Raw genomic sequence first — 17,446 nt, forward strand, 5'->3', positions numbered from 1 at the left:
TGTTCAGGGCTTTTATAACATAACCGAAAGGCCAGCTGTTAAGGGGTTTTGTTAACTTTTATAGCTATCCGATGCTGCTGTCAGGCATTTTGTGACTTGTCCATTTTCAAGCCAACCTTGGTGACCTGGTCGGTTTCAGTAGCTCTGGCTACAAGAGTCACTGGCCCCAGAACCACAGTGTCGCCAATAACCGGGTGACCTTTGGTACGTCGTGCGAAGCACTCTGCCAGCGACAACTCTGGCGGGAATTCATCGAACTCTATGCCATAAACCTGTTCCACATCCCCAAGCAGCGCTTCCCCGTTCAGCACAAAATCCCCGAAAAAGGCTCGCTCAGCGAGATACTTTGGTGTGTGGCGACCACTCAGCGATTTGGCCAGCTCTTTCAGAACGCTGGGAGTGGCAAACATGGCGACCATGTCGCCACTGGATACTTCCAGATCTGCCTTGGGTTGCAGGCAGACCCGGTTACGGAACACGCCGGCAACTGCAGTGTTTTCCGGAAAGCGGAGCTGGCCCAACACTCTTGGTGTTTCCCAGTTTTCGCCCCGCAACGGAAACAGCATTAACTCGTGGTCGCCTGCTGCAGGTGCGTCCAGTGGCAGGCGGCGGTATGGTTCTCCGTCCGCCGGGATTTCCAGGCGTAGGGCGCGTGCGAGCGGTGTGAGTGTGGTGCCTTGAACCAGTAGAGACACCAGAACGATAAAGAACGCAGCATGAAAGACCAGCTGAGCCTCGGGCAGGTCGGCAATAATCGGGAACAGCGCCAGAACAATGGGCACAGCCCCCCGGAGCCCGACCCAGCTGATAAAGCCAAGTTCGCGGCGATTGAACCCGAATGGCCAGACAGTGAGCATAACGGTTAACGGCCGGATCACAAAAATCAGCGCCAGCGCCAGTATAAAACCGCTTCCAGCCAGAGGGAGCAGGTCCGATGGGTTAACGAGCAGACCAAGTATCAGGAACAGACAGAGCTGTGCGAGCCACGCCAGGCCATCGTGTACCTGGAGGATCATCGGCATCATACGTACCTTGCGATTGCCGATCACAACACCGCACAGGTAGATGGCCAGGAATCCGCTACCGCCAAGTGCATTGGTGGCTGAGAACACCAGAATGCCGGCGGCCACCACAAGTAGAGGGTACAGCGATGGCGTCAGGCGAATGCGATTGGCCAACTCGGCAATCAGGAAACCGCCAATGATGCCGCCAACGCCGCCGATGCTGAACTGCTTGAACAACAGTATCAGTGAATCCTGTATGGCGTGGTCACCACTACTGGCAATCACCGTCACCATCATCAGCGTGAGAAAAATCGCCATGGGGTCGTTACTGCCGGACTCGATTTCCAGCGTGGCACTGACGCGTTCATTGAGGTGCAGGCCGCGCCCCTGCAACAGCGAAAACACGGCGGCCGCGTCGGTTGATGAAATAATGGCGCCAATGAGCAGGGCTGTCATCCAGTTAAGGTCGAAGACCAACCACGCGACGAATGCGGCTCCCATGGCGGTGAAGGCGACACCAACGGTTGCCAGTACCAGGGCGGGTTTGAGGCCTACACGAAAGGTTTCTGCCCGGGTTCGCATGCCACCATCAAGCAGGATAACGCCAAGGGCCAGGTTGGCGACCAGAAACGAAAGCTGGAAATCATCGAACTCAATGCCGCCCGGACCGTCTTTGCCCATCATCATGCCCACCGCCAGAAAAATAAGCAGCACCGGCATCCCGACCCGGCTGGAAAGCGGGCTCAGAACGATGCTGATAACAAGCATCAGAGCACCTACAAGGGTGAGCATTGGGTCCATCAGAGCTCCAAAAGAGAGTGCTTGCCGGGAACCGGCAGAAGCGCTTATATTGCGCGGGTATTCACGCCTTCCGGCGGGTGTAGTTCAATGGTAGAACGGCAGCTTCCCAAGCTGCATACGTGGGTTCGATTCCCATCACCCGCTCCATACTGAATGTTCTACGTCTTCCAGTATCAACGTAAACCACATTTAGATCAAATGGTTGGCAGGCTACATGGTTAATGTGTCAAACCGTGACTTTTCTCTTTAGTGTTTCAATTTCAGTGGTATGCGTTCGCAGCACTGGCTCACGTTTTCTGGCAGTGCTGTCTCTTTTTTAATAATTATTCTTCTATTACATTCCCATTTTGTCGCGCAGGGAGTACCACCAGGAGCCCATAACCGAATAGGGAACGCGGAACATGCGTCCGCCGGGGAACGGATACCAGGGCACCCTGGCAAACACGTCGAACCGTGTCATGTCGCCGTGAACGGCCTCTGCCAGAATGCGGCCGAAGGTGTGTGATCCGGTCACACCATGGCCACTGTAGCCATGCGCGAAATAGGTATTGCCGCCGATTCTCCCCATCTGCGGTACCCGGCTGAACGAAAGCGCGAAATTACCACTCCAGGCGTAGTCGATTTTGATCCCCTTGAGTTGGGGAAATACCTTGTCCATATTGCGTTGCAACTTGGCTTTGATGTTGCTGGGATCGGCGCCACCATAAACGGTACCTCCGCCGAATAGCATGCGCTTGTCGCCGGACAGGCGATAGTAATCTAGGATGTAACGGATATCTTCGACGCAAGCATCCGAGGGGATCAATTCTCGGGCCCGCGCCTCGCCCAGGGGTTCTGTTGCCATCACCTGCGTTGATACTGGCATTACCCTCGGGGTGAGTGTCGGCACCACATGACCCAGATAAGCGTTGCCGCACAGAATCAGTGTCTTGCAGGTCATCGAGCCTCTGGCAGTTCTGACAACAGGTTGCGTCACCTTGTGATCAACGTCAGTGACTGCAGACATCTCATAAATTATGCCACCGTTGCGCTCAAAAGCCGCCGCTTCACCCAGGGCAAGGTTCAATGGATGCATATGGCCGCCGGAATGGTCGATCATCCCGCCTGTGTAAAGGTCAGAATTGACGTATTTTCGCAGTTGATCCTTGTCGAGCATCTCCTGGTTTTTCAATCCATAGCTGGCCCAAAGCTTCATTCGCTCTTCCAGCTCTTTCATGTGGGCGCTGGTCAGGCCCGTAAAAATATTCTTGTCTTTCAGGTCGCATTGAATGTTGTAAGTGCTGATTCGCTCGCGGATTATCTCACCACCTTCCTGCACAAGGCCGGCGACGAATGTGGCCGTGTCCTGGCCATAGCGTTTTTTGATGGTCTGCAGGCTGGCGTTCAGCCCGTTGACGATCTGGCCACCGTTGCGCCCCGAGGCACCCCATCCGACCCGCGCGCCCTCAATGATAGCTACCTTGTAGCCTTTCTCCACGAGGTGCAGGCCTGTGGAGAGCCCACTATAGCCAGCACCGACGATACAGATGTCGATGTGGTGATCACCGACCAGTTCCGGTCGCTCTGGCGAAGGATTTGCTGAGGCTGCGTAGTAACTTTTGGTGTGGTTGCCGTCGCCAGAATATGGGTGACTTCGGGAGCCCATCACACGATCTCCAGATAACTGTGATATTCAAAATTGGTCACATGGCGGGCAAACGTGCGCAACTCCTGCATCTTGCATTCAACCAGCATTGTTTGCAGGCGGTTGGAAAAGATGCCCGGCACCTCTGCTCCTTTTTTAAAGGCGTCGATGGCTGTCGCCCAATCCAGCGGCAGGTTGTCCAGCTTCATCGCATAGGCGTTCCCGGTGATGGGTGCAGCCGGCTGCAGATTGTTTTCGATACCGAACAGCGCGCCGCCAAGAATGCTGGTCAGTACAAGGTAAGGGTTGGCATCGGCGCCAGCAACGCGATGCTCTATGCGTCGTGCGCTAGCAGCACCGCCGGGAATGCGGATTGCCGCCGTCCGGTTTTCGTAGCCCCAGGCAACATTGGTCGGCGCATGAGCACCTGGGAGGAGGCGGCGATAAGAATTTTCATGCGGCGCAAATGTGAGAGTGTTCTGCTGCATTGTGGCCAGCATTCCGGCCACCGCGTTCAGCATTAGCGGTGAGCCTTCATCGCTACCGTTATCGAATACGTTTGCGCCGTTTTCATCAATCAATGAGAAGTGCACGTGAAAACCGCTACCAGATAGAGCGCCGTAGGGCTTTGCCATGAAGGTGGCTGCAAACCCGTGCTTGCGGGCAATGCCACGTACAAGTCGTTTGAACAGCACAGCATCGTCGGCCGCACGCAAGGGGTCGGCGACATGGCGCATGTTGATCTCGAACTGGCCGGCTCCGTTTTCCGAGATAGCTGCATCTGCGGGAATGCCCTGCAATTCGCAGGCATCGTAAACATCATTCAGAAATTCATCGAAATGCTGCAACTCGTCCAGTGACAGTGCTCCGTCAGATTCAAGCCGCTTGCCGGTAACCGGGGAGCATGGCGCTTGTGGATAATCCTCCGTTGGATCAACCAGATAGAATTCCAGCTCGGTGGCCACGACAGGGGTCAGACCCCGCGCCTTGTATTGGTCTGCAACGCGTGCGAGGGCCCGGCGCGGATCGCCGGGAAACGGAGAGCCGTCCTCCTGTCGCAACCACAGCATAGCGAGGGCAGTCGGACGACTGGTCCAGGTGATTGGCATCAACGGGCGGCCGGTAAAGTCGCATAATCCATCGGAATCGCCAGTCTCGAAAACGAGTTCATTGTTTTCGACATCCTCGCCCCAGATATCCATGCCTACGATCGACAAGGGCATCCGTAGCCCGCCGTCTATAACCTTGGCCAGTTGATCGGCAGGCACACGCTTGCCGCGCATGGTGCCGTTCAGGTCACACACACAGGCAAAAATGGAATCAATCTCGGGATGCTGTGCCAGCCAGGTTTCGGCCTTATTATCATCAGACATGGGTCACCTTGCGATACCTTTCGAAAAAATGTGATATCATTTTTCGGATTTTTATATCATTAGATTAAATGTGTCAATCTATTTTGATAATCTATACCTTTCATTCAATTCCGGGGCGGCCTGATGATCAGTAACGGCGAACTCAACATTCCTGATATCCCGGCGGTATCCGGCACGACCACGCAGGAATACGTTTACGAGCGCTTGCGTAACGCGATTATGCTGGGCGCAATTGAGCCCGGCACTTCGCTGACGATGCGAGGGTTGGCCGACTGCCTGGGGCTCAGCCCAACTCCTGTGCGTGAGGCCGTGCGGCGACTCAGCTCGGAACATGCGATACAGGTCAAGGACAACCGCCGCATGACAGTGCCTTTGATGACCTCTGACCGCTTTGAAGAGCTGATTGCACTGCGCATTGCAATAGAGGTCCATACAGCCAAGCGCGCACTGCCCTTCATATCGGATGTCGTCATAGAAAAGCTGACGGAAATAGATGACAGGATGGACGGGTTCGTTTCCGAAAGAGACCTGGATCAACTGACTTTATTGAACCAGGATTTCCATCGCACCCTGTACACGGTTAATCCGGCCCAGGCTTCGATGCCGATCATTGAAAGCATCTGGTTGCAGCTTGGTCCTTTTCAGCGGCAGATCCTTACGACGGTTGCAGAAAACTATGAGGTTGATCGCCATAAAGAGATTCTGGCGGCCTTATCGACCCGTGATGTTATTGCTCTGGAGGAGGCCATTACCAACGATATAAGTGATGGAGCCTGGAAGTCCGGCCGAAACTTGCTTGACGAGACCGCCCCGGCTTGAAGGTTTCTAAGCTCTGCCAGGAAGTGCATCAAACGTGGTGATCTCGCCCGGGCTGTCGGGGTCGTAGCCCGGCACGCTGTTGATGCGATCGATCAGTGCCGGAGTTTTCATTAGCGCTTTCAACTCTTCAAGTGCAGCACGTGGCAGTCGATCCTGACGATAGATCAGCATGTAGTGCTCCTCTGCCATTTCAATAAAGTTCAGGCCGAACTGCTCGGCAGCAGCCTGCACCCCAAAACCAACTTCCGCCATTCCCGAAGCAACGAAGGCTGCAATCGCCGTGTGGGTGAACTCTTGCTGGGATGTGCGGTTGATGCTATCCCCGGCTACCTCTTGTTGCTTCAGCAAAAGATCAAAGAGAATCCGGGTGCCGGAGTGACGGTCGCGGCTGATAAAGCTGAGTCCGGAAGTACTCAAATCCTGCAAAGTGCGGATGTTCTCATGTTCGCCTTTGCGCATCATCAAACCTTCCCGCCGGGTGACAAAGCGGATAAGGCGGTGCTCATGGCCATACAGGTGCTTTTTATAGTGTCTGATAATCTGTCGGGCAAGTGATGGGCAGGTGGGCAAGTGAAAGCTGGCAATATCACATTCTCCGCGATTCAGGGCAGAAAGCGCTTCTTCCGGGTTCCGGTACTGCAGGTTGATGTTTGCCTGCTCCGAGAACTCCGGCAGCAGTGCAACCGCGTACCCGTGGCTTGCATGCAGGCGCAGGGTGGGTTTGGAGCCTGCCAATAATTGCTGAATCTGATCATTGAGCTCCGCAGCCATACTGTCAATTTGTGGGCCAAGCCGCGCGCTTACCCGGTGCTCGGCCCAAAGCAGTTTCTCACCCAAGGCAGAAAGCTGGCTGCCGTGGCCTTTGCGCATAATAACCAATGGCATACCCAGAATATCGGCAGCACGGTTGAGCAGATTCCAGGCGTGCCTGTAGGAAATACCGACTGCGGCGGCAGCAACGGTTAGCTTACTGGTATCGCGAATGCTCGCCAGCAGGCGGAAAAGAACTGGCTCGAAAAGTTCGTCCGTATCGGTACGGAATACCCAGGCCGGAGATATGTTTAGTTTCTTGTTATGCATGTCTGTTCATATTCCGTACCTGAGCCTGGAGTGCTAATTTGGCGTAGTTGAGAGTTTTGATACTGTATCAAAATAAAAACAGGTAGGAACAGTTATGCATATGTCAGAAAGAACTGGCCATAAAACGGTGCCTCTTGCCGATGACTGGAACCCTGACATGGTCCGCCAGGACGTCGCGGCCCTGCAGCACGAGCCAGGCGCAGTTTTACCCATTTTGCATGCTATACAGAACCGCATCGGCTACGTGCCCGACGGTGCTGTACCTATCATTGCTGAAATGCTGCAGCAAACCCGTGCCGATATTCACGGAGTTATCAGTTTCTATCATCATTTCCGTACCCGCCCGGCAGGCAGCAACATCCTGGAAGTATGTCGTGCTGAAGCCTGTCAGGCCCGCGGCGGTCGCACGCTTGAGCACCACGTACAGGAGAAGCTGGGCGTGGGCTACCACCAAACCACTGCTGATAACGAATTCACGCTGGAGCCGGTGTATTGCCTGGGCAATTGTGCCTGTGGCCCGTCCATTCGGCTGAACGACGAAATCATTGGCCGGGTAACCCCGCAGTCATTCGATGAGCTGGCCGACAAACTGACAACGTCAGTCCTTAAGCTAAAGTAAAGGCAGGAGCGAATCCCATGACAATAACAATTTATGTGCCCTGCGATACCACTGCACTTTCTCTTGGGGCAGACCAGGTGGCAAAAGAACTGCTGTATGCGGCGGCAGCGCAACATCTCGATATCAATCTGGTGCGCAACGGTTCACGCGGACTTTTCTGGCTCGAGCCTTTGGTGGAAGTGCGAACGCCTTATGGTCGCGTAGCATATGGCCCCGTGAAACCAGAGCATGTGGAAGAATTGGTGGCCGCCGGCTTGTTTGAGGGCAGCCCGGATCATTCTCTGTACCTGGGTGATATTGCCCAGCACCCCTATCTTCAGCAACAGCAACGTCTTACCTTCGCCCGCATTGGTATTACCGACCCGGTCTGCATTGAAGACTACATCGCCCACGGCGGATTTGCCGGCTTGAAGAAAGCTGCGGCGCTGACGCCCCAGGGGATTGTGGATGAAGTAAAAGCGTCCGGCTTAAGAGGCCGTGGCGGTGCCGCATTCCCGGCGGGGATCAAATGGCAAACCGTACTCGACGAACCGCATAACCAGCAAAAATATGTGGTGTGCAACGCCGACGAAGGCGATTCCGGTACTTTTGCCGACCGCCTGGTGATGGAATGCGACCCTTACATGCTGATTGAAGGTATGACCATCGCCGGGCTGGCGGTAGGCGCAACTCTCGGTTTTATTTACGTGCGCTCGGAATATCTGCTGTCCAAGAGGATGCTGGACGAGGCCATTCACCGGGCCGAGGCACAGGGCTATCTGGGGGATAACGTGTGTGGCAATGGCCGCACCTTTCGCCTGGAAGTGCGGTTAGGCGCAGGTGCCTATATTTGCGGCGAGGAAACCTCACTGCTGGAAAGTCTGGAGGGTAAGCGGGGGCTGGTTCGCTCCAAGCCGCCGCTGCCAGCTATAAAAGGTCTTTTTGGCCAGCCTACGGTGGTGAACAACGTGCTGTCGCTGGCGGCGGTGCCATACATCCTGGCTCACGGTAGCAAAGCCTACGCCGATTACGGCATGGGCCGGTCACTGGGCACCTTGCCCATTCAACTGGCGGGCAACATCAAGCAGGGGGGGCTGATTGAGCTGGCCTTTGGCGTGACTCTGCGCAAAGTGCTAGAGGACTTCGGTGACGGCACCTTTACCGGTCGACCAATGAAAGCCGTGCAGGTGGGCGGCCCACTGATGGCCTACATGCCTGAAAGTCAGTGGGATACACCGATGGATTACGAAGCCTTCGCGAAGCTCGGTGCCGGTATCGGCCACGGCGGCGTGGTGGTGTTTGATGACACAGTGGATATGGGCGAGCAGGCCAGTTTTGCCATGGAGTTCTGCGCCGTTGAATCCTGCGGCAAATGCACCCCATGCCGGATTGGCTCAGTGCGCGGCGTGGAGGTGATTGGTCGCATCCGAGCCGGTGAGAATCGTGATAGCAATCTGGAGTTGCTGGAAGATCTGTGTGAAACCATGGTGGACGGCTCGCTCTGTGCGATGGGCGGTATGACGCCTTTCCCGGTGCAGAGTGTAATGAAACATTTCCCCGAAGACCTGATGGCCAGCCCGCACCCGGTGGAGGCATAACATGTTGCACTATTACGACCCAAGCACACAAAGTTACGACGCTGGCACGAGCATTCCGAACCCTGATTTTGATTTCGGCACCCCGGCAAGAGTGTCGGAAACGCTTGTCTCTGTCTCCATTGATGGCCGCGAGATTAGCGTACCTGAGGGCACTTCGGTGTTGCGGGCGGCGGCGCTGGCGGGCATCAATATTCCCAAGCTTTGTGCCTCTGACAATCTGGAACCTTTCGGCTCGTGCCGCCTGTGTGCGGTAGAGATCGAAGGCCGCCGTGGTTACCCGGCTTCCTGCACCACCCCTGTGACCCAGGGCATGGATGTCACCACCCAGACCGGCAAGCTGGCGAAGCTGCGCCGCAACATCATGGAGTTGTACATTTCTGACCACCCCCTGGATTGCCTGACTTGTCCCGCCAACGGCAATTGCGAGTTGCAGGATGTGGCCGGAACAGTAGGTCTGCGAGAAGTAAGATACGGCTTTGACGGTGCAAATCATCTGGACGCCGTATCTGATGATTCCAATCCCTACTTCAGCTTCGATCCCAGCAAGTGCATCGTGTGCTCGCGCTGCGTTCGCGCCTGTGAGGAAGTGCAGGGCACCTTCGCACTGACCATCGAAGGCCGCGGTTTTGACTCAGTGGTTGCCGCCAGTCAGAACGACCCGTTCATGGATTCCGAATGTGTATCCTGTGGTGCTTGTGTGCAAGCCTGCCCCACATCCACCCTGATGGAAAAAAGCGTGATTGACGCCGGTCAGCCCGAACACAGCGTGGTAACCACCTGTGCATACTGCGGCGTTGGCTGCTCGTTCAAAGCCGAAATGAAAGGCGACCAGTTGGTGCGCATGGTTCCTTACAAAGGCGGCGAAGCCAATCATGGCCACTCTTGTGTGAAAGGTCGCTTTGCCTTTGGTTACGCCACGCACAAGGACCGCATCAAAGAACCGATGATTCGCGATTCCATTGATGACCCGTGGCAAGTCGTATCCTGGGATGAAGCATTGGCGTTCTCCGCCAAAAAGCTCAAGCGTATTCAGGCTGACTACGGTCGCGAAAGCATTGGCGGCATCACTTCCTCGCGATGCACTAATGAAGAAACCTATCTGGTGCAAAAACTGGTGCGGGCGGCGTTTGGCAACAATAACACCGACACCTGCGCGCGGGTGTGCCATTCCCCTACCGGCTATGGTTTAAAAGCCACTCTCGGCGAATCGGCGGGAACCCAGACGTTTGACTCGGTGATGAAAGCCGACACGATTATGGTCATTGGCGCTAACCCGACCGATGCTCATCCAGTATTTGGTTCACTGATGCGCCGCCGCTTGCGCCAAGGGGCAAGGCTGGTGGTGATTGACCCTCGCGGTATCGACGTTCTGAAAACACCTCATGCTGATGAAGGTCTGCACCTGCCGCTGCGCCCGGGCACCAACGTCGCCATGGTAAACGCGCTGGCCCATGTGATTGTGACCGAAGGCCTTGAGGATCAGGGGTTTATCAGCAGCCGTTGCGATACCGAAGCTTACAACACCTGGCGAACGTTTATCGCCGCGGAGCGCAACTCCCCGGAAGCCATGGAATCGGTAACTGGCGTAGCGGCAGACAAGGTGCGCGAAGCCGCACGCATCTATGCACAGGCAGACAACGGCGCTATCTACTATGGCCTGGGCGTAACCGAACACAGTCAGGGCTCCACCATGGTGATGGGTATTGCCAACCTTGCGCTGGCCACCGGCAATATCGGCAAGGAAGGCGGAGGTGTAAATCCGCTGCGCGGGCAAAATAATGTGCAGGGTTCCTGCGATATGGGCTCCTTCCCCCACGAATTGCCGGGCTACCAGCATGTGAATGATCCGGATGTGCGTGCGCGCTTTGAGGCTGCCTGGGGTGCGCCCATCGACAACGAACCGGGCTTGCGTATTCCAAACATGTTTGATGCCGCAATCGCCGGCAGTTTCAAGGCGCTTTATGTGCAGGGTGAGGACATCGCTCAGTCAGACCCCAATACCCAGCATGTTGAGGCAGCGCTGAAAGCTCTGGACTGTCTGATTGTGCAGGATATTTTTCTGAATGAAACCGCCAAGCTAGCCCACGTGTTGCTGCCAGGCTCCACCTTTCTGGAAAAGAACGGCACTTTCACCAACGCTGAGCGCCGTATCAACCGCGTGCGTAAAGTCATGGAACCGATTGCCGGTATGGAAGACTGGGAAATAACCATGGCGTTGTCCAATGCACTGGGTTACCCCATGAACTACAGCCACCCTTCTGAAATCATGGATGAGATTGCGTCGTTAACACCCACATTCACGGGTGTAAATTACGACAAACTGGAGCAACTGGGCAGTATTCAGTGGCCGTGTAACGACGAGCACCCGGACGGTACGCCCACCATGCACACGCTGGACTTTCCCATTGGCAAGGGTCGTTTTGCAGTGACGGAATACCTGGCTACGGAAGAGCGTGCCAGCCGTCGCTTCCCGCTGCTGCTGACCACCGGCCGCATATTGTCCCAGTACAACGTCGGCGCACAAACCCGGCGTACGGCTAACAGCGACTGGCACGAAGAAGATCGGTTGGAGCTGCACCCCAGCGATGCTGAACTGCGTGGCATAAAGGATGGTGACTGGCTAGGTATCAGCAGCCGGGTGGGCCATACGGTATTGCGGGCAAAGCTCAGTACCCGCATGTTGCCGGGAGTGGTTTACACAACCTTCCACCATCCGGGCAGCGGAGCCAACGTGATAACGACCGATAATTCCGACTGGGCCACCAACTGCCCGGAATACAAGGTAACCGCTGTTCAGGTAGAAAAAGTGTCCCAGCCGTCGGGTTGGCAGCGCAACTTTGTAGACTTCGACGAGCGCCAGCGGGCTTTGTTGAAGCCAGCCATGGAAAACGGGGAAGGCCGCCATGCAAGCACACTCAAGTAATCAGCAACCAGTTGGAGTAGATACACCCACGTGCACTTCACCATCTATGAGTGAAGCCAGGGTTGTCGTGCGTGGCGGTATTGAAGGTGCGCGTCCCCACGATCTGGTTGCGGAAGAAATTCCCGTGGCTATGGTTTACAACGGCGTGTCCCATGCTGTGATGATGGCCTCGCCCTGCGATCTTGCAGACTTTGCCCTGGGTTTCAGCTTGAGCGAAGGCATTCTGCAGCGCCCGGACCAACTGTTCAGCATCGAGATAAAGCCGGGCGAAGACGGCATAGAGGTGGACATGCACATTGCCGGTGATTGCTATGCACGACTACGCGAACAGCGCCGAAATATGGCTGGCCGAACGGGTTGCGGGCTTTGTGGCACTGAATCTCTGGCCCATGTGGTGAGAACCATTGATCAGATTATTCCGCAGCCACCCCCCGAGGACAAGGCTGTGCAAGAAGCGTTGAACAATTTGAAAAAACATCAGCCTGTGCAGTTGCAAACCGGCGCTACCCACGGCGCGGCCTGGTGCGATATGGAGGGTAAGGTTGTGTTGGCAAGGGAAGATGTAGGCCGCCACAACGCGCTGGACAAACTTATTGGCGCTCGCCTGCGTGAGTATGGCAATCAGGCTTTCATCGAAGGCTTCGCGCTGATCTCCAGCCGTGCCAGCTTTGAAATGGTGCAGAAAAGCGCCAGTGTAGGTATCAGCACTCTGGTGGCGGTATCGGCCCCTACCGCCCTGGCCATCCGCGAGGCCAGCAAAAGTGGCATGAACCTCATCGGGTTCGCCCGGCCCGGGCGCCACGTTATCTATACCCTTGGTGATACAACACCTCAGGAGAACAGTCTGTGAGTGACCAGCAGTTGGACAACCTGATCAAAATGCTCGACCAGATTATCGCCAACAACCGACATTGCGGTAACGATGAAAAGGTAACCGATGTGGCTGCCGACCACCTGCGTAAATTCTGGGCCCGCAGCATGAAGCAGAAAATAATCGCCTACGCGAATCAAAGCCCTGCCGAGTTGTCTGCACCGGCACGGTCGACCATTGCGAAGCTGGAAGCCTCATCGTAGTAGCGTCAAACCACACAGGTTTTAACTGTTTTTTACAGACTCCCTGCGCCTTTTACCTTTAGACTGCTCCCTAATTAGGTTGGTAACTGTCACGGTTGGGCTAAAGCAATGCGCGGCACATACGTTGAGCTTATAGAAACCCAGGTAGATGTTGCTGACCTGGAAATCGGCATGCATGTCATCCGGTTGGACAGGCCCTGGGAAGACACAGACTTTCTTGTGCAAGGCTTTATCATTAACGACATCACAGAAATTCATGCGTTGCGTCGCCAATGTGAGTTCGTTGTTATTGAGGGTGTGGCTGAAAGAAAGCGGCAGCCCGCAGATAAGGCTACCAACAGGAGGGGTGTGGCGGGTTTCTTCAAATCCAAACAGAAGCCTGAGAGGGCGTTGAAAAGTGGAGCTGCCCCCAGCTCGCCCCGAAAACGGGTGTCTTATATTAATAAGGTGAGCGTAGGCCGGGAGTTACAAACGGCTACCATGCGGTTTGAAGATGCTCAGCTCACCGCAAAGTCCATCATGTCCGGTTTGCGTGTCAGCCGCACACTGGATTTAAATAACGCCAGAAAGGTTGTGAATAGTTGCGTAGAAAGTGTACTGCGTAACGACAATGCCTTGATGTTGCTCACCAAAATCAAGAACCAGGACGAGTATACCGCCGAACACTGCATCAACGTCTCCATTCTGGCTGCCGCGTTTGGAAAATCCCTGGGCATGATAAAGGGGGAGATCCAGAACCTGGCGCTATGTGGCCTGTTGCACGATGTCGGTAAAACCAGAATTCCCAACGAGGTTCTGAACAAACCTGGCCGCCTTACTGACGACGAATTTGCCCTGATGAGAAATCATGCGGTTCATGGCCGCACCATACTTATGAGCACCGGCGCCTCCCTGCAAAGTGCTGTGGATGTAGCCTTCTCTCATCACGAGCGGGTGGATGGCAAAGGTTATCCCAGAGGGCTTCAGGCCGAAAACATACCCTACTTTGCGAAGATCATTGCGCTGGTGGATACCTACGATGCGATTACCAGTACGCGTGTCTACAAGAAAGCCATGGCGTCTATGCAGGCCCTGGAAATCATTTATAACAATCGCGGAACCCAGTTTGATACTGAGCTTGCTGATGCCTTTATCCGTATGGTCGGTATCTACCCGCCCGGGTCGATTGTCGAAATGCGCAATGGCGAAGTGGGCATCGTGGTTGAGAGCTATGAGGATCACAGGCTAAAGCCGAAGGTGTTAATGGTTCGGGATGTGAATGGATCATCAATCTCTACCTCCAAGGTCCTGGATTTGCGGGAATCGCCAGTAGACGACAGCGGAAGGGTCTATCAGATTTCCAAAGAGGTTCCCGACGGAACCTACGGTATTATTCTGCAAGATTACGTAAAGAATGGTTCAATCATAACAGCGCCTTTACCGCTGCTTGATTCGGAATAAAGTTCAAGTGGCTGTTATAGCCGCCCTGCACACCTCCTGAAAAACAATTTGTTTCAGCAAATGTTTTACATATCGGGCACCCTACACCCGATTAGTGAAACGATAATCACCGATCCGGGTGTTCTTGATGAGAAAAAATTTACCAGTTACTGACACTGAGCACACGTTTTCAGAGTCGCAAAAGCTTATTTCATCGACCGATCTGGACGGGAAAATACGCCACTGCAATCAGGCGTTTGTGGAAGTCAGCGGGTTCACGCGAGAAGAGCTCATTGGCCAGCCTCACAATATTGTGCGCCACCCTGACATGCCTCCGGGCGCATTCGAAAATATGTGGAGCCATCTGAAGGCCGGCACCCCCTGGATGGGCATGGTTAAAAACCGCCGCAAAAACGGCGATTTTTATTGGGTCAGCGCTTACATCACACCAGTTACTGAGAACGGCAAAGTTGTCGGTTACGAATCAGTCCGCTCTTGCCCGTTAAGAGAGGATGTCCGGCGAGCGGAAAAACAGTACGCAAGAATTCGCCAGGGCAGCTCAGGCAACTCCCTTTCGCGGAGATTTGCACCGGAATCCGTGTTTTTGATGGCCGTTCTGGTGGCTGCCGCAGTCTCCTTCTATGTCGGCCAGGCATTAATTTCACAAGCTGTATTGGTATGTGGAATTATCGCGTATGCAATCTGGATGCATGGCTCCAGGCGTCGGTTAATCAGCTCGGTAACGCACCTACTTGGAACCAGCTTTACCGACGACCTCGCGGCACAAAGCTATACGGATGATGACCTTGATTCCGGGCGCATGAAAGTGGCCGTAATGGCCCAGAAAGCCCACCTCGACGCAGTGCTTACAAGGCTTGAAGACTCTGCCGGGCAAGTGAAATTCGGGGCCGTGCAAGGGCTTGAAGTTACCTACGAATCCCATGAAGCCCTGAGAACGCAGCAGGCGGAAATCAGCAATGTAGCGGCTTCTGTGCATGAGGTATCCCAGACCATCACCGAAGTGTCCTCGAATGTTCAGAGTACCGCGCGCAAAGCCGAGGAATCCCGAGAGCTGGCAGATCGTGGTGCTGCAGTTGTGGGCACAACCCGGGAAGTCATCCAGAGCCTGCAAACAACCGTTCACAGTATCAGTGAATCGGTGGGCGAGCTTGCGTCTGAAAGCCAGAAAATTGCAAGCGCGGCCAAAATCATTGAAGAAATCGCCGATCAGACAAACCTTCTGGCGTTGAATGCGGCGATTGAAGCGGCCAGGGCCGGTGAGCATGGGCGCGGATTTGCGGTGGTAGCCGACGAGGTACGGGGCCTGGCAAGGCGGACTCAGGACTCCACCCAGGAGATTCACAGCATTATCGAAGCCTTGCTCTCCAGAACGTCTGTGTCAGTGAGGGCGACCGATGAGGGCAAAAAAACGGCCGACAGCGGGCTTGCGCACATGCTCGAAGCTGAGACAACGCTTGGTCAAATAGCAGGGTCGGTAGGCACGATTGCGGAAATGTCCATCCAGATGGCAGCCGCTGTGGAGGAACAGGCCCAGGTGTTTGACCAGATAAACGAACAGGTTGAACACATCTCCAGCCTGGGCTCCGACAGCTTGCATAAAGGGGATTTGGCAATAAGCCAGGTGCAGCAAATGGAAACCATTGCCGGAGAGTTGCACGAGCTCGTTATAAGGTTCAAATAGGCTGGCTCGGCACTCTCTCCAGTTTTATGGATGCGGTTCCCCGCCCATTAATGCAACTTCATCCGTGGCTGCATCGCCCTGCTGATCTTATCCATAAACCAGATCACCCCTGTGCGCACAAAGCCGTGCAGGGCCACCTGGTGCATGCGGTACAGCGAAACATAAAACAGTCGCGCCACTTTGCCTTCAATGTACATGCTGCGGCCAGAGAGGTTGCCCATCAGGTTGCCTACGGTGGTGTAGTGGCTGAAGTTGATCAGGGAGCCGTAGTCGTTGTACACGAAGGGCACGAGTTCTTTGCCTTCGAGCCGGTTGCACAGGGACTTTAACAGAGCGTCTGCCTGTTGGTGCGCGGCCTGAGCGCGGGGTGCGACAGGCCGGTCGGAGTCCGGTTGGGGGCAGGCGGCGCAGTCACCGAAAGCGAAAATGTCAGAATCCCTGGTGGTTTGCAGAGTCTGGTGCACAACCAATTGATTTCCGCGGTTGGATTCCAGCCCGTCCAGGTCTGCCAGAAAGGCCGGTGCCTTGATGCCGGCGGCCCAGATGGTCATTTCTGAGGGCAGCTCGGTGCCATCTTTCAATAGAACAAGGCCGGGGCGGATTTCGCTTACGGGTTGGCCGTTAAGAACGTTCACATGCTGGTGGTCCAGCTCCTTGGTAGCGGCCGCAGAGAGTCGGCCAGGGAGTGCAGGCAGAATCCGGTCCGCTGCTTCAATCACCGTTATGTGTACATCGGATGGCTTCAGGTGGTTCATGCCATACACCGGCAATTCCCGTGAAGCTAACCGGAGCTCTGCGGCCAGTTCAACACCTGTGGCACCGGCACCGATGATACTGATGTCCAGGGTGTGTTCGTTGCCTTGCCGGGCTTCGTGATTTTTGCGTAAAAAGGCATTGAGCATCAGGTTGTGGAAGCGCCGGGCCTGTTTCAGGCTGTCCAGGAACAGGCAGTGCTCTTGTGCGCCGGGGGTTCCGAAATCGTTGGCGGTGCTGCCGACGGCTATAACCAGGGTGTCGTAATTCAGCTGGCGCTCGGGAACCACTTCTTTGCCTTCTTCGTCGAGAAAAGGCGCGATCACCAGCTTCTTGGTTTCACGGTTCAGGCCGCTCATGCGCCCCAGTTGGAATTCGTAATGGTGCCGGCGCGCATGAGCGCGATAGTTTATTTCATTGGAGTTGGCGTCGAGGGAGCCGGATGCAACCTCGTGCAGGAGGGGCTTCCACACGTGCGTAAGGCCTGCATCCACGAGGGTAACGCGGGCTTTGCCTTTTTTGCCCAGCTTTCTGCCGAGGCTGGTCACAAGTTCGAGGCCGCCTGCGCCACCTCCGACGACTACAATATGATGAAGATTTTCCATAGTGATCCGACCTGTCAGTAAAGAAAGGCAAACGCTCTTTCTGAAAAACGCTTGGCTGTCGTCACTGGAGCCT

General features: G+C 55.2%; 13 protein-coding genes and 1 tRNA gene. 9 read left to right on the forward strand and 5 right to left on the reverse strand.

Features of this window, described 5'->3' with window-relative positions:
• Window positions 1-80: 80 nt before the first annotated feature.
• Complete coding sequence (locus Q4501_RS07000; RefSeq protein ID WP_303595341.1) at window positions 81-1,805, reverse strand: potassium/proton antiporter; 1,725 nt, start codon at window positions 1,803-1,805, stop codon at window positions 81-83.
• A 73-nt stretch (window positions 1,806-1,878) separates the two neighbouring features.
• Between Q4501_RS07000 and Q4501_RS07005 the strand changes: the two genes are divergently transcribed.
• Window positions 1,879-1,952, forward strand: a tRNA-Gly gene (locus Q4501_RS07005).
• Window positions 1,953-2,139: 187 nt separating this feature from the next.
• On the opposite strand, the gene Q4501_RS07010 is transcribed toward Q4501_RS07005, so the two are convergent.
• Both Q4501_RS07010 and Q4501_RS07015 read right to left on the reverse strand, forming a co-directional pair.
• Window positions 2,140-3,450, reverse strand: coding sequence for an FAD-binding oxidoreductase (locus Q4501_RS07010; RefSeq protein WP_303595342.1), 1,311 nt, complete (start codon window positions 3,448-3,450; stop codon window positions 2,140-2,142).
• On the reverse strand, window positions 3,450-4,802 hold the full coding sequence (locus tag Q4501_RS07015) for a glutamine synthetase family protein (RefSeq protein ID WP_303595345.1): 1,353 nt from the start codon (window positions 4,800-4,802) through the stop codon (window positions 3,450-3,452). Before Q4501_RS07015 ends, Q4501_RS07010 begins: the two co-directional genes overlap by 1 nt.
• 123 nt (window positions 4,803-4,925) lie before the next feature.
• Here Q4501_RS07015 and Q4501_RS07020 point away from each other — a divergent pair, with 123 nt between their 5' ends.
• On the forward strand, window positions 4,926-5,621 hold the full coding sequence (locus Q4501_RS07020; RefSeq protein ID WP_303595346.1) for a GntR family transcriptional regulator: 696 nt from the start codon (window positions 4,926-4,928) through the stop codon (window positions 5,619-5,621).
• 6 nt (window positions 5,622-5,627) lie between these two features.
• Here Q4501_RS07020 and Q4501_RS07025 read toward each other — a convergent pair whose 3' ends face one another.
• A complete protein-coding gene (locus tag Q4501_RS07025) occupies window positions 5,628-6,701 on the reverse strand; it encodes a substrate-binding domain-containing protein (protein WP_303595347.1) in 1,074 nt (357 codons plus the stop codon).
• 100 nt (window positions 6,702-6,801) lie between these two features.
• On the opposite strand from Q4501_RS07025, the gene Q4501_RS07030 reads away from it, so the two are divergent.
• The 7 genes from Q4501_RS07030 to Q4501_RS07060 all read left to right on the forward strand — a co-directional run bounded on the left by Q4501_RS07030 (window position 6,802) and on the right by Q4501_RS07060 (window position 16,015).
• Window positions 6,802-7,320 (forward strand): formate dehydrogenase subunit gamma, encoded by a 519-nt coding sequence (locus tag Q4501_RS07030; RefSeq protein ID WP_303595348.1) that lies wholly within the window; start codon window positions 6,802-6,804, stop codon window positions 7,318-7,320.
• Window positions 7,321-7,337: 17 nt separating this feature from the next.
• A complete protein-coding gene (locus Q4501_RS07035) occupies window positions 7,338-8,897 on the forward strand; it encodes an NADH-quinone oxidoreductase subunit NuoF (RefSeq protein ID WP_303595352.1) in 1,560 nt (519 codons plus the stop codon).
• A gap of 1 nt (window position 8,898) precedes the next feature.
• Window positions 8,899-11,820, forward strand: a complete 2,922-nt coding sequence (fdhF, locus tag Q4501_RS07040) for a formate dehydrogenase subunit alpha (RefSeq protein ID WP_303595354.1) — start codon at window positions 8,899-8,901, stop codon at window positions 11,818-11,820.
• Window positions 11,821-11,866: 46 nt separating this feature from the next.
• Complete coding sequence (gene fdhD / locus Q4501_RS07045) at window positions 11,867-12,670, forward strand: formate dehydrogenase accessory sulfurtransferase FdhD (protein WP_303595356.1); 804 nt, start codon at window positions 11,867-11,869, stop codon at window positions 12,668-12,670.
• A complete protein-coding gene (locus Q4501_RS07050) occupies window positions 12,667-12,894 on the forward strand; it encodes a formate dehydrogenase subunit delta (RefSeq protein WP_303595358.1) in 228 nt (75 codons plus the stop codon). Before fdhD ends, Q4501_RS07050 begins: the two co-directional genes overlap by 4 nt.
• A 108-nt stretch (window positions 12,895-13,002) precedes the next feature.
• The gene (locus Q4501_RS07055; RefSeq protein WP_303595360.1) at window positions 13,003-14,334 is read left to right on the forward strand and encodes an HD-GYP domain-containing protein; all 1,332 of its coding nucleotides are present in this window, start codon (window positions 13,003-13,005) and stop codon (window positions 14,332-14,334) included.
• Window positions 14,335-14,461: 127 nt separating this feature from the next.
• The gene (locus Q4501_RS07060) at window positions 14,462-16,015 is read left to right on the forward strand and encodes a PAS domain-containing methyl-accepting chemotaxis protein (RefSeq protein WP_303595362.1); all 1,554 of its coding nucleotides are present in this window, start codon (window positions 14,462-14,464) and stop codon (window positions 16,013-16,015) included.
• A 47-nt stretch (window positions 16,016-16,062) separates the two neighbouring features.
• Here Q4501_RS07060 and Q4501_RS07065 read toward each other — a convergent pair whose 3' ends face one another.
• Window positions 16,063-17,373 (reverse strand): NAD(P)/FAD-dependent oxidoreductase, encoded by a 1,311-nt coding sequence (locus tag Q4501_RS07065; protein WP_303595364.1) that lies wholly within the window; start codon window positions 17,371-17,373, stop codon window positions 16,063-16,065.
• Window positions 17,374-17,446: the final 73 nt, after the last annotated feature.

The organism is Marinobacter sp. 2_MG-2023, from assembly GCF_030546935.1.
Taxonomy (GTDB): Bacteria; Pseudomonadota; Gammaproteobacteria; order Pseudomonadales; family Oleiphilaceae; genus Marinobacter.

Excerpts from the sequence above, each read along its gene's own strand:
- Q4501_RS07000 (WP_303595341.1), bottom strand. The coding sequence starts at position 1,805 with ATGGACCCAATGCTCACCCTTGTAGGTGCTCTGATGCTTGTTATCAGC.
- Q4501_RS07010 (WP_303595342.1), bottom strand. The coding sequence starts at position 3,450 with ATGGGCTCCCGAAGTCACCCATATTCTGGCGACGGCAACCACACCAAA.
- Q4501_RS07015 (WP_303595345.1), bottom strand. The coding sequence starts at position 4,802 with ATGTCTGATGATAATAAGGCCGAAACCTGGCTGGCACAGCATCCCGAG.
- Q4501_RS07020 (WP_303595346.1), top strand. The coding sequence starts at position 4,926 with ATGATCAGTAACGGCGAACTCAACATTCCTGATATCCCGGCGGTATCC.
- Q4501_RS07025 (WP_303595347.1), bottom strand. The coding sequence starts at position 6,701 with ATGCATAACAAGAAACTAAACATATCTCCGGCCTGGGTATTCCGTACC.
- Q4501_RS07030 (WP_303595348.1), top strand. The coding sequence starts at position 6,802 with ATGTCAGAAAGAACTGGCCATAAAACGGTGCCTCTTGCCGATGACTGG.
- Q4501_RS07035 (WP_303595352.1), top strand. The coding sequence starts at position 7,338 with ATGACAATAACAATTTATGTGCCCTGCGATACCACTGCACTTTCTCTT.
- fdhF (WP_303595354.1), top strand. The coding sequence starts at position 8,899 with ATGTTGCACTATTACGACCCAAGCACACAAAGTTACGACGCTGGCACG.
- fdhD (WP_303595356.1), top strand. The coding sequence starts at position 11,867 with ATGAGTGAAGCCAGGGTTGTCGTGCGTGGCGGTATTGAAGGTGCGCGT.
- Q4501_RS07055 (WP_303595360.1), top strand. The coding sequence starts at position 13,003 with ATGCGCGGCACATACGTTGAGCTTATAGAAACCCAGGTAGATGTTGCT.
- Q4501_RS07060 (WP_303595362.1), top strand. The coding sequence starts at position 14,462 with ATGAGAAAAAATTTACCAGTTACTGACACTGAGCACACGTTTTCAGAG.
- Q4501_RS07065 (WP_303595364.1), bottom strand. The coding sequence starts at position 17,373 with ATGGAAAATCTTCATCATATTGTAGTCGTCGGAGGTGGCGCAGGCGGC.